This is a genomic window from Mesoflavibacter sp. SCSIO 43206 (assembly GCF_019904215.1).
Classification (GTDB): domain Bacteria; phylum Bacteroidota; class Bacteroidia; order Flavobacteriales; family Flavobacteriaceae; genus Mesoflavibacter; species Mesoflavibacter zeaxanthinifaciens.
On the sequence record NZ_CP063201.1, the window covers coordinates 635,921 to 649,286 of the forward strand.

The following is a 13,366-nucleotide window of genomic DNA, read 5'->3' on the forward strand; positions in this document are numbered from 1 at the left end:
AACAAAATGGAATTATTAACCACAAATAATGTATGGATGATGGTCTGTACAGCCTTAGTATTTTTTATGCATCTTGGCTTTTCTCTATTAGAAATAGGATTGACAAGACAAAAAAATACCATTAACATATTATTTAAAAACATATTTATTATCTGCGTAGGATTACTTTTATATTGTTTAGTTGGATTTAATCTAATGTATCCAGGATTTGAAGAAGGCGCTTCAGGCCTTTTTGGTTTTTCTGGTTTTGGGCTAGACTCTCCTATAACTACTGAAGGTAAGTTAGACCTTAATTACAATGCAGGCTACACATATTGGACTGACTTTTTATTCCAAGGAATGTTTGCTGCAACAGCTGCAACTATAGTTTCTGGAGCAGTTGCCGAACGCATTAAAATTGGACCATTCATGATATTTACAATTATATATGTAGGATTAGTTTATCCAATTGCTGGCTCTTGGAAATGGGGAGAAGGTTGGTTAGACCAACTAGGTTTTTATGACTTTGCTGGTTCAACATTAGTACACTCCGTTGGTGGTTGGGCAGCTTTAGTTGCTGTTTGGTTACTTGGCGCACGTATTGGAAAATTTAAAGACGGAAAATCTTTTGTAATTCTTGGTCATAATTTACCATTAGCTACTGCTGGTGTTTTAATCTTATGGTTAGGCTGGTTTGGGTTTAATGGCGGCTCAGTTTTATCTGCAGATCCAGCAGCAACATCACTTACTTTAGTGACTACATCTTTAGCTGCTGCAGCTGGAGGCGTTTCCTCTTTTTTAATTTCAACGTTAGCTTATAAAAATTATGATTTAACGATGTTTTTAAACGGAATTTTAGGTGGTTTAGTTGGGATTACTGCTGGTGCTGATCAAATGTCTCCAACAGATGCCATATTAATTGGTGTTATTGCTGGCGGATTGATTGTTGGTGCTGTAGCATTGGTTGATAAAATTAGACTTGATGATCCTGTTGGTGCAATTGCTGTTCATTTAATTTGCGGTATTTGGGGAACATTAGCTGTAGGTATATTTGGAAATCTTGCTGGTTTTGATCAATTTTTAAATCAATTAATAGGAGTTGCTGCTTACGCTGTTTTCTGTTTAGTCACCTCATTTATAATATTATTTACTCTTAAAAAAGTAGCAGGCATCAGAGTCTCTGAAGATGAAGAAATTAATGGATTAGATGAATACGAACACGGTATGAGTGCGTATCCAGATTTTAGATTAAACGAACATTAGAATATTAAAATTTAAAGTGGTTTTAAGTAACTATTTTTATTTAGTTTGTTAGTTAGTGTCAAGCCTCAAGGTTGTATAAGCTTTGAGGTTTTTCCATTTTTATGGATAAAGAAATAACAAAAAGACACTTTAAAAAAGTGCCTTTTTGTTAAATGAAATTCATTTTAATCTTAAGCCGAATTACGACTAGCGTTAATATTACCAAATAAAGAGCGTGTTACCATTTTTTGATACACTTCTAACTCTTTACCCTCTGTCACGCCATCTTTTTGCAGTTCTTGAATTTTCTTCAAGGCATATTGCTGTATAGTTAATAAAGGTAACACTATAGATTCCCTAACATTTATTGAAGCTTTTCCTGCTGGCTCTTCCTGCATTAATTCTTTATAACCAGTTAGCTTTAAAATTAGACGCTTAGAGGTTTCAAACTCTTTATAGATAATATTCCAAAACTCACCATATTCAGGATCTTCACTCATATATTTAGTCAAATCAAAAAACGATTTTGATAAGGACATCATACTGTTTTCTATTAATGTTCTAAAGAAATTTGATGATTTAAATAACGCTTGCACTTTATCAAATTCGCCTGCATCCTCATAATATTTAAGCGCTGTTCCTACACCAAAAAATCCAGGCACGTTTTGCTTTAACTGACTCCAAGACCCAACAAAAGGTATTGCTCTTAAATCCTCAAAAACTAAACCTTCAGATTTTCCTCTTTTTGACGGACGACTACCAATATTTGTTTTAGCATAATATTTTAAAGTACTCATGTGCTCTAAATAAGGAATAAATTTTTCATGTTGTTTAAAGCTAGAATAAGCTTCGTAACTTAGTTTTGCTAAATTATCCATTACTTCTCTATTTTCTGGTACCATTCTTAAATCTGTATCACTTAAACTATTATAAAGTCCAGAACTTATTAATTGTTCTAAATTATATTGTGAAGATTCTAATGTCCCAAAATTAGAACTTATTGTCTGTCCTTGAATGGTTAACTGCACTTCTTTATCCTCAATCGTTGGTCCTAAAGACGCATAGAAGTTGTGTGTTTTACCACCACCACGTGCTGGCGGTCCGCCACGTCCATCAAAGAAAATTACAGTTACATCATATTTTCTTGATACTTCAGTTAAGCGCTCTTTAGCTTTATATATTGCCCAATTTGCCATTAGATAACCACCATCTTTTGTACCGTCACTAAAACCTAACATGATGGTTTGTTTGTTACCTCTAGATTTTAAATGAGCACTATATTCTGGATTTGTATACAACTCTTCCATTACCAAATGTGCGTTTTCTAAATCTGTAATGGTTTCAAACAACGGACCAATATCTACAGTTAGTTTATCATGAAACGCTACCAGTTTAAGCATTGCAAATAACTGCATCACATTTAATGTGGTTTGGTTATTACTAATTATGTAACGGTTTGCTGCGCGCTCTCCATTATTTTCTTGGATGGTTTTTATTACCTCAATAGTCTTAAGTGCTTTTAAAGCGTCTTCATCTTTTATCAATGACAAATCCACTTTTCCTTTTACTTTAGAGAGTAATTGTACTTGTTCTTTTTCATTTAAATCGTGATAATTTTCAGGAAAGATATTACTACCGTTTTCAATTAAAGTATCAACCATAGTGTTAAACACCTTAGTATGTGCACGACTATCTTGACGGATATCTAAATTTGAAAAATGAAAACCAAACAATTTCACTTTATTAAGTAGACTTTTTAATTCATCTACGTAAAGTGATTGATGTTTTTCTATAATTACTTTTTTTATAGCTTCTAATTCTTCAGTAAAGTTTTGAAGTGTTAAATCTGATTCTTGTTGAAGCACAATACTGTATAGTTGAGACTCTAATTTTAAAACTCTATCTTCTACACCTTCAAAGGTTAACTTTCTTTTTAATCGTCTTACATCTCGATAGTAGTTTTTTATTATTGCTTCTCTTAATTTATTTGCTACTTTCAGAGTAATTTCTGGTGTAACAAACGGATTACCATCTCTATCTCCTCCTGGCCAAAAGCCAACATTAATGATATCGTTATTTACTTCTTCGCCTTCAAAAATATTACTTTGAATATAATCGAATATTTTACCAAAAGAATAGTAAAACACGTTTTCTAAATACCAAATTAAACTTACAGCCTCATCGTATGGTGTTGGCTTTTTATCTTTAAAGAAAGGTGTTTTTCCTAATTGGGCTAATAAATCGTTAATCCTTAATAAATCATTATCTTTTATTGCTTCTGTTAAATCTGTAATAATCGCTAGAACAGAACCTGGATAAAATTGAGTTGGATGCGCAGTAAGTACTATTCGCACTTTAAATTCTTCTAAATATTCACGTAGCTCGTCTAATTTTCCACTTGCTCTAGTAGATTCTTTTAAACTTCTTAACGTACCAATACCATCCATATTATTTACTACAGGAAATGCAGCATCTTCAATAGCATCAAACAAAACAACTTGTCTTTCTATATATTGAATAAACCTAAACATAAGATTTATTCGGCTTTCTTCACTTCGTCTTGCTTGGTATTTTTCAAAGAAGGTTTCTACAATTTCGGTTGGATTTTGCCCATCTTTAAAACCTTTCTGACACGTTTCATGAAACAACGGTAATAAGACACCAGTTTTTGTAATTGTATCAAAAGGCAGAGTCATAAAAATACTATTGTAGATTTGGTATTTTGACAAAACATTTTGATTAAAACGAGTTAATTTTGGCTGTAAAGGCATATTTATCTTTTATTTTTTTATTAAGCTTAAAGTTAATGAAGCTTCTTAAACTTAGCAAAGTATAACCCGTTTTTTAAGATTAAATTAGAGAAAACCTTTTCGTAATTAATATTTTTTTCTTCTTGTATTTGAAGTTATTGTTATAATAATTTTAACGTCTTACCAGTTTTTAAATTATTTTATTTTAGTACATTTGTCGCTCGAAAAAACAGAGGAAAGATTTGACTGATTGCAACCTCCATAAAAAATGCTAAAGGCAGTAATACTTCCTTGAGACGCACGTGTCAAATCTTACCTATAAATTAAATTTAAAATGGCGTATTTATTTACATCAGAAAGTGTATCTGAAGGACATCCAGATAAAGTAGCAGATCAAATTAGTGATGCTTTAATTGATAATTTTTTAGCATTTGACAAAGAAAGCAAAGTTGCTTGCGAAACGTTGGTTACGACTGGTCAAGTGGTTTTAGCTGGAGAGGTTAAGTCTAACACTTATTTAGACGTTCAAAAAATTGCAAGAGATACTATAAATAAAATTGGTTACACCAAAGGAGAATATATGTTTGACGGTAACTCTTGTGGTGTTTTTAGTGCAATACATGAGCAAAGTGACGACATTAGTCGTGGTGTAGACCGTGCTACTAAAGAAGAGCAAGGCGCTGGTGACCAAGGTATGATGTTTGGTTATGCAACACGCGAGACTGAAAACTACATGCCACTTGCATTAGATTTATCTCATAAAATCTTAAAAGAATTAGCAACTTTAAGACGCGAAAACAAAGACATTACTTACTTAAGACCAGATTCTAAAAGTCAGGTAACTATCGAGTATAGTGATGATAACATACCTCAACGTATTGATGCTATCGTAGTCTCTACACAACATGACGATTTTGCAGATGAAGCTACCATGCTAGCAAAAATTAAAAAGGATATTATTGAAATTTTAATCCCAAGAGTTATTGCAACTTTACCTGAAGAATTAAAAGGGCTATTTAATGACGATATTAAATACCACATCAATCCAACAGGAAAATTTGTAATTGGTGGACCACATGGCGACACAGGATTAACAGGTCGTAAAATTATAGTAGACACTTATGGCGGAAAAGGCGCACATGGTGGTGGTGCTTTTTCAGGAAAAGACCCAAGTAAAGTAGACCGTAGTGCTGCTTACGCAACAAGACACATTGCTAAAAATCTTGTTGCTGCTGGAGTTTGTGACGAGGTTTTAGTACAAGTAAGTTATGCTATTGGTGTTGTAGAACCAATGGGGATTTATATTGACACTTACGGAACTTGTCCTTTTAACATGACCGACGGAGAAATTGCAGAAAAAGTCTCAAAAATATTTGATATGCGTCCAGCAGCTATTGAAGAACGTTTAAAACTACGCAACCCTATGTATAGCGAAACTGCAGCTTATGGACATATGGGAAGACAAAACGAAGTTGTCACTAAAACTTTTGAACAACCTAATGGTGAAAATGTAACATTAGATGTTGAATTATTTACATGGGAAAAACTTGACTATGTTGAAAAAGTAAAAACTGAATTTGGGTTATAATTCTTATAAATCAAAATAAAAAAAAGCCTTTTTGATCTGAAAAGGCTTTTTTATTTACTTCCATTTTAATGGTAGATGAACTACTTTTTTTGTTTCGAAAAAATCTTCTTCAAAAAAGTCTGATATATTATAAATAGTCGTGGTTTGATAATCTTTTAATTCTTCAGTTAAATCACCACCTTTTAAATAAATAATTCCATTTTTTAAATCATTATTCTGTGGTTTAGCTATCTTACCCTTTACCCAATGTACAAAAGTTGGCATTGCTGCAACTGCACGACTAATAATAAAATCGTAAGTTTCATTAATCTCTTCAACTCTAGTATGTGTTACTTTTACATTTTCAAGCTCTAAACCAGCCATTACTTCTCTTACAACATTTAGTTTTTTATTAATACTATCTACTAAATGAAATTGACAATTAGGAAATAAAATAGCCAACGGTATACCCGGAAAACCGCCACCAGTACCAACATCCATCAAAGAACTTCCGTCTTTAAAATTTATAACTTTTGCAATAGCTAATGAGTGTAAAACGTGTCTCAAATACAATTCGTCAATATCTTTTCTTGACACGACGTTTATCTTTAAGTTCCAATCTTTATATAAATCTTCTAAAGCTTCAAATTGAGCAATTTGTTTCTCTGTTAAATCAGGAAAATATTTTAAAATGAGTTCCATGGGTTGTATAAAATTTAGGCAAAAATAGACATTTAACACTAAAACATTGCGCTTGCTTTTACATATTTACATATCTTTACAGCCAATAAAATTTGGCTCTTACACGTTATAAAATAAATAATTAATAGCAATGACAAAGCAAACACTTTCTTTTTCAAGAACAGATTCTGCAAACTTTTTTAGAACACTTAATAAAAGAGTAAACAAGTATTTTAAAGAAAACAACATTAAACGTACAGGAGACTGGCGTATTTGGCTTAAAACCATAGTTATGTTTACTATGTTTTTAGCTCCATATTTTTTAATTATGACCTTAAACATTCCTGGTTGGGCTCAATTACTTTTAACTATTGTTATGGGTATTGGTATGGCTGGAGTTGGCATGAATGTGATGCACGATGGTAACCATGGTTCTTTTTCTAATAAAGAATGGGTTAACCGTTTAATGGGAAGCAGCATTTACATTTTAGCCGGTAATGTTTACAACTGGCAAGTACAACACAACGTTTTACATCATACTTACACAAATATTCATGGACATGATGAAGACTTAGAAGCAGGTCGTATTTTACGTTTTTCTGAACATACAGAATGGAGAAAACACCATAAATTTCAACACTACTACTCTATCTTACTATATGGTTTATTAACCATTAATTGGGCAATTACTACAGATTGGCAACAAATGAAACGTTACATGAAACGTAAATTAGCCTATGGAAAATTTCCTAATCCTGTTTGGAATTGGAGTAAATTAGTAATTTCAAAATTAGTTTATATCGCTATTTGGATTATTATTCCTTTAGTATTTTTTGATCTTGCTTGGTGGAAGGTTCTTTTAGGCTTCTTCATCATGCATTATACAGCTGGTTTGATTTTAAGTGTTGTATTTCAATTAGCGCACGTTATGGATGAGGCTGAAATGCCATTACCAGAAAAAGATGGCACAATGAAAAACACCTGGGCAATTCACCAGTTAAAAACTACAGTTAATTTTGGAGCAAAAAGCAAAATTATTAACTGGTTTACAGGAGGATTAAATCATCAGGTTGAACATCATATATTCCCAAATATTAGTCACGTTCACTACGGTAAAATTTCCGAAATAGTAAAAAACACCGCTAAAGAGTTTAATTTACCTTACAACGAATATAAAACAACACGTAAAGCTGTTATTGCTCATTTTAAATTTTTAAAAGAAATGGGACAAAGACCAACCACTATACAAGCATAAGATGAATCAACCACTTTCTAACCGAATTTTAAACATGTCTACTTCTGCTACTTTGGCTATGGCGGCTAAAGCAAGAGAATTAAGAAGTGAAGGAAAAGATATTATTGGACTTAGTTTAGGCGAACCTGACTTTAATACTCCAGATTTTATTAAAGACGCTGCCATACAAGCTATTAATGACAATTATAATTCTTACACACCAGTAGACGGTTACCAAGAGTTAAAAGAAGCTATAATTACTAAGTTTAAACGTGATAATAATCTTACTTACACATTACCACAAATAGTTGTTTCTACAGGAGCTAAACAATGCTTAGCCAATGTAGCTGCGGTAATGTTAAATGAAGGTGACGAAGTTATTTTACCTTGTCCTTATTGGGTAAGCTACTCTGACATTGTAAAGCTAAATGGAGGCGTACCAATAGAAGTACCAACAACTATTGATACAGATTTTAAAATGACTCCAGCTCAATTAGAAGCTGCTATCACACCAAAAACTAAAATGATTTGGTTTAGCTCTCCTTGCAACCCAAGTGGATCTATTTATAGCAAAGAAGAATTAGAAGGTTTAGCTGAAGTTTTAAAAAAACATCCTAATATTTATGTAGTTTCAGATGAGATTTATGAGCACATCAACTACACAAACTCTTCCCATGCAAGTATGGCTAGTGTAGACGGTATGTTTGAAAAAACAATAACAGTAAACGGCGTATCTAAAGCATTTGCTATGACCGGATGGCGTATTGGTTACATTGGCGCTCCAGATTGGATAGCTCGTGCATGTAATAAAATGCAAGGTCAAGTTACTAGTGGCGCTAATTGTATTGCACAGCGTGCTGTTATTACTGCATTAAATGCAGACCCAAGCGCTGTTAAATTTATGATAGACGAGTTTAAGATACGTCGCGACTTAGTTCTAGATTTACTTAGTGATATTGAAGGCTTTAACACCAATGTACCAGAAGGCGCTTTTTATGTTTTCCCTAATGTATCTTATTTTTTCGGAAAAACTTTAAAAGGAAAAACAATTAATAACGCTACGGATTTTTCTTTATTCTTATTAGAAGAAGCTCTAGTAGCAACAGTAACAGGTGATGCGTTTGGTAATCCTGACTGTATCCGTATTAGCTATGCTGCAAGTCAAGAACAAATTAAAGAAGCAATACAGAGAATAAAGGAAGCTGTTAGCTAAAAATGTTTTACAATATATAATCATAAAGACCTTAATTTTTTAAGGTCTTTTTTTTTACGAATAATAATAGAGAATTAAAATTAAAAGAAACATTATTAACAAAAGAGAAACAATTTGTTTTTTCCTTCTAATTCTGTGCTCTTTTCGCATTTTTTTTCTAATATTTTGACAATATTCTGTATTTAAAATTAAGTGATCAAACTTTTCTTTTTCCACTTTATTATGCTTACTTCTTTTATACACAAACTTCTCTCTCTTATTATTTTTTAATAAGTTTCTATTGTTTTTAATTACAGAAGAAGATGAACCACCAAACATAATAGTTGACATTTATAGTTAAACAAACCCTTTATATATAAGTAGCTGTTTTATTTAAAAAGTTACATATCAGATAATTATAACAACAAATTCTTTTTTTTAACCTCAAATTAGTTTCTTTTTTCTATCTTAGTATTTCATTGCTATTAAAAAGAAAAAAATCCATGAAATATTTACTTTGTAAATACAAACCCCTATTCATATTACTTTTCATTTTTAGCAAATCCTTTTATGCTCAAAACGAGACTAATAACTGGTATTTTGGAGACTATTCTGGCTTAGACTTTAACTTTGCTCAAGTAAATATTCAATATGACAGTAGCATGTCTACTCCTGCAGGCTGTTCTAGTATATCTGATAGAGATGGAAATTTAATGTTTTACACTAATGGTCAAACAGTTTGGAATAAGAACCATGAAATAATGGATAATGGTGAAGGACTAAATGCTGAAATAGAAAACAACCAATCCAGTATAATTATTCCAGATCCAAATAATGAGAATATATATTTTATCCTTACTACAAAGATTGACACAAGTAGTGGAGGAATATTCTTTTCTAAAGTAGTGTTTAGTAACCAAAATCCTTTAGGTGTTGTAACTGATAAAAATGTTACAATTACTACATCTTCTACTGAACGAATCACTGCTGTTTACTCACCTGAGACTAACTCTGTTAAAGCTGTCGGGATAGGAAAAACCAATCCAAGTAACGACAACTACAATGCATTTTTTATTATTACTGTCGGTGCTTACGGAGCATTTATTGACTCTTTAGCCTATCTATCCAATTACATAGTTATAGACCAACCTTTTGAAAACACTTTAGGCCCAATTAAATTTTCACCAAATGGAGAGTATATTGCTGTGGGAGATATCAGAACATCTACTTATGTAAAACTATATAGTTTTAATATGGATAATGATGATATCAACCAATTAAGCTCTATCAACGCAGGCTATATTTTTACTCCTGTTAATGTTGAAGGCATTGAGTTTTCTGCAGACTCTAAAATATTATATTTTTCAGGTAATTTTAATGGGAATGGTTTTTTACACAAATACTTTATTGACGTAAACCAGCCATTTAATGATAAAGTTTTAATCGAATTTTCAGATAAAAGAAGTTTTGGAAATCTACAATTAGCAAGTAACTCTAAAATTTACATGACTAATTATTTAGCAGATAGACAACCTTATTCTCTTAAGCATCTAAGTGTAATAAATAATCCGGAAGATTTTGATAATATAGAATATAATCCTTCACAAATAATATTTGAAGAGTCAAGAACAACACAAGGATTACCAAACTTTGTAACATCATATTTTAGAAATAGAATTATTGTAAAAAATGACTGTTTTTATACCACTCTTAACTTTTCTTTAGATGCATATGCAACGATAACAAATGCTACATGGGATTTTGGTGATGGCACAACAGGCACTGGCTTAAACCCATCACATCAATATCAAGAAGCAGGGACTTACATTGTTAAAGCAGTGATAACAGTTGGATCAAAAGTTATTGATTTATACAAAGAAGTTATAGCTTATCCAGTTATAAATCTTGAAGATTCTTACTCGATGTTACAATGTGATAACGACTTTGACGAAACATCTATATTTAATTTAAACGAAGTGCACTATGGTTTTGATATTGATGAATTAAACGAAGAAATAACTGAAGGTTATCAACTAAATTTTTACACATCTATACAAGATGCTGAAAATGGCACAAATGAAATTGAAAATCCTGAATTTTTTGAAAACACAACTAACCCACAAGAAATATTTGTTAAGATTACAACAGATAAAAACTGTGAGAACATACAAAGTTTCAATATAGAAACACAATTTCAACCACTTGTAACAATTTCACCTTATATAGTTTGTGAAGATTCTGACGATGTTACTAATAATAATTTAGGCTATTTTGATTTTAATGAAAAAATGGATGAAATAAATACTTTATTAAACGTTTCAGAAACAGATCAAATTAGTTTTTACGATTCATATAATAACGCATTAACAAATAATAATCCGTTAGAAAGTGAGTATACATCAAGTAGTGGAGCTATTTGGATTATAGTTAGAGACGAAAACGGTAGTTGTGGTAGAATAGCTACTATGGATTTAATAGTTAATTCTTCAATAAACCTAGATATACAAGACTCATATCTATTATGCTATTTACAAGACAATCCAATATTAGATGGAAACAGCTCTAATAACACATGGACATGGTCTGATAGTAGCGGAAACATATTATCTACACAAAGACTATTTCAAATACAATCCTCAGGCGATTATAATGTTACAGTTACCAAAACAGAAAATGGATTAACCTGTTCTTACTCTAAAGATTTTACTGTACAAGAGCCTGAAAATGTTACTTTTAAAAATATATCTATAGATGGCACAACACTTTATGTATCTGTTGATGGAAATAGTCTTTATGAATTTTCTTTAGACGACCAAACTTATGTTGGACAAGGAAACAATTATGTATTTCAAAATATAACACCTGGTGTTATTGATATTTATGTAAGAGATATTAATGATTGCGAAAGACCTATTAATACTCAGTTTTCATATATATTTTTTCCAAAATTTTTCACACCAAATAATGACAGAATAAACGATAAATGGATTGTTTATGGTATTAATGATAATCTTTACAAAAGAGTAGAAATTACGATTTATGACAGATATGGTAAAAGATTATATAATTATAGCTTAAAGACTATTAGACATGGTTGGGATGGTAAATATAATGGTACATTATTACCTAATTCTGACTATTGGTATAAAGCAACATTAATTGACAAAAATGACCAAATAATTGAAAAATCTGGGCATTTTACCTTGAAAAGGTAACTACCTATTTCTCCAAAAAAACGGTGTAAATAAAATTAGCACAGTAAATAATTCTAAACGACCAATTAACATTAAAAAGCTAGACCACCAAAGTCCAATTGGTGGCAAAGCAGCATAATTATTTACTGGTCCAAAAACACCTAATGCAGGACCAACATTTCCTAAACTAGAAGCTGCAATACCTATAGAAGACTCAAAATCAAATCCCATCATAGAAAAACCTAATGCACCTGTAATGAAAGAAATCATGTAAAGAATAAAAAATCCAAGGATGTTAAATACAATAATACCAGAGACCGATTTACGGTTATATCTAACAGGCAAAATAGCGTTTGGGTGCAGTGTTCTTTTAAATTCTAAGAAACCGTTTTTTATCATTACTAAATGACGTACTACTTTAACTCCTCCAGAAGTACTACCTGCAGATCCACCCAAGAACATTAAACCAAAAAACATAACTGTTAAAAATGGTGTCCATAAAGAATAATCTGCACTAATAAAACCTGTAGTAGTCACAACTGTTAACACCTGAAATAAAGCATGTCTAAAAGCACTTTCTCCTTCTCCTAATACTTGAGGATGAGATATACTTGACATTGAAATATCAGCTTTAAAATAAATTAAAAGAGAAGCAACTAGTGTAAAAACTGCTATAAATTTAAAATACAGCTTAAACTCTTCATCTTTAATTATCTTTTGCACTTTTCCTTTAAATGCATAATAACTTAAAACAAAGTTAGTACCCGCTAAGAACATAAATAATATTATGATGTATTGGATTAAAGGATTATCATTCCAATAGGCAACACTTGCATTTTTAGTTGAAAAACCTCCTGTAGAAAGCGTACTCATTGAATGGTTAATAGCGTCAAAAAAGCTCATTCCTGCTACTTTAAGTAAAATCGTTTCAGCTGCTGTATATCCAAAATAAATTAGCCATAATCTTTTAGCTGTGTCTGTAATACGTGGATGTAATTTATCTGCGCTTGGTCCTGGTGCTTCGGCAGCAAATAACTGCATTCCTCCAATTCCTAATAAAGGAAGAATTGCAACTGCTAAAACGATAATTCCCATACCACCAATCCAATGCGTTAGGCTTCTCCAAAACAAAACTCCTTTTGGTACGACTTCTATATCATTTAAAATAGACGCTCCTGTTGTAGTAAAACCAGACATGGTTTCAAAAAAAGCGCTTGTAAAGTTAGGTATTGCTCCAGTTGCAACATAGGGTATTGCTCCAGAAAGAGACATTACAACCCAACCAAAAGCTACTACAATATAACCTTCACGTTTATTCATCTCTTTATTATGGTTACGATGATGTAACATTCCAAAGAGACCAAAAATTAAGGTTACAATTCCTGAAAGAAAAATTTGTAACGTTACTCCATCTTGATAAATCAAACTTACCAAAGATGATAATAACATAAAACCACCATTAAAAACTAATAGTAGCCCAAAAAAATAAAATATAATTTTATAGTTAAGATGAAGTCGCTTTCCCAT

At 31.6% G+C, this 13,366-nt stretch carries 8 protein-coding genes; 5 read left to right on the forward strand and 3 right to left on the reverse strand.

Annotated elements, in window-relative coordinates; translation table 11 throughout:
* The first annotated feature begins 6 nt into the window (after window positions 1–6).
* Window positions 7–1,242, forward strand: coding sequence for an ammonium transporter (locus INR78_RS03195; protein WP_223077436.1), 1,236 nt, complete (start codon window positions 7–9; stop codon window positions 1,240–1,242).
* A gap of 170 nt (window positions 1,243–1,412) precedes the next feature.
* Here INR78_RS03195 and INR78_RS03200 read toward each other — a convergent pair whose 3' ends face one another.
* Window positions 1,413–3,992: a phosphoenolpyruvate carboxylase gene (locus tag INR78_RS03200; RefSeq protein WP_223077437.1), complete on the reverse strand. Its 2,580-nt coding sequence runs from the start codon at window positions 3,990–3,992 to the stop codon at window positions 1,413–1,415.
* Window positions 3,993–4,305: 313 nt separating this feature from the next.
* On the opposite strand from INR78_RS03200, the gene metK reads away from it, so the two are divergent.
* The gene (gene metK / locus INR78_RS03205; RefSeq protein WP_223077438.1) at window positions 4,306–5,559 is read left to right on the forward strand and encodes a methionine adenosyltransferase; all 1,254 of its coding nucleotides are present in this window, start codon (window positions 4,306–4,308) and stop codon (window positions 5,557–5,559) included.
* Between the two features lie 54 nt (window positions 5,560–5,613).
* On the opposite strand, the gene rsmG is transcribed toward metK, so the two are convergent.
* Window positions 5,614–6,240: a 16S rRNA (guanine(527)-N(7))-methyltransferase RsmG gene (rsmG, locus tag INR78_RS03210; RefSeq protein ID WP_027881054.1), complete on the reverse strand. Its 627-nt coding sequence runs from the start codon at window positions 6,238–6,240 to the stop codon at window positions 5,614–5,616.
* Window positions 6,241–6,370: 130 nt separating this feature from the next.
* Here rsmG and INR78_RS03215 point away from each other — a divergent pair, with 130 nt between their 5' ends.
* From INR78_RS03215 to INR78_RS03225, 3 genes are all read left to right on the forward strand, one after another.
* Window positions 6,371–7,474: an acyl-CoA desaturase gene (locus INR78_RS03215; RefSeq protein WP_223077439.1), complete on the forward strand. Its 1,104-nt coding sequence runs from the start codon at window positions 6,371–6,373 to the stop codon at window positions 7,472–7,474.
* 1 nt (window position 7,475) lies between these two features.
* The gene (locus INR78_RS03220) at window positions 7,476–8,666 is read left to right on the forward strand and encodes a pyridoxal phosphate-dependent aminotransferase (protein WP_223077440.1); all 1,191 of its coding nucleotides are present in this window, start codon (window positions 7,476–7,478) and stop codon (window positions 8,664–8,666) included.
* A gap of 482 nt (window positions 8,667–9,148) precedes the next feature.
* Window positions 9,149–11,860: a T9SS type B sorting domain-containing protein gene (locus tag INR78_RS03225; RefSeq protein WP_223077441.1), complete on the forward strand. Its 2,712-nt coding sequence runs from the start codon at window positions 9,149–9,151 to the stop codon at window positions 11,858–11,860.
* Here the strand turns inward: INR78_RS03225 and INR78_RS03230 are convergent, their stop codons facing one another.
* Window positions 11,861–13,366, reverse strand: coding sequence for a TrkH family potassium uptake protein (locus tag INR78_RS03230; RefSeq protein ID WP_106680045.1), 1,506 nt, complete (start codon window positions 13,364–13,366; stop codon window positions 11,861–11,863).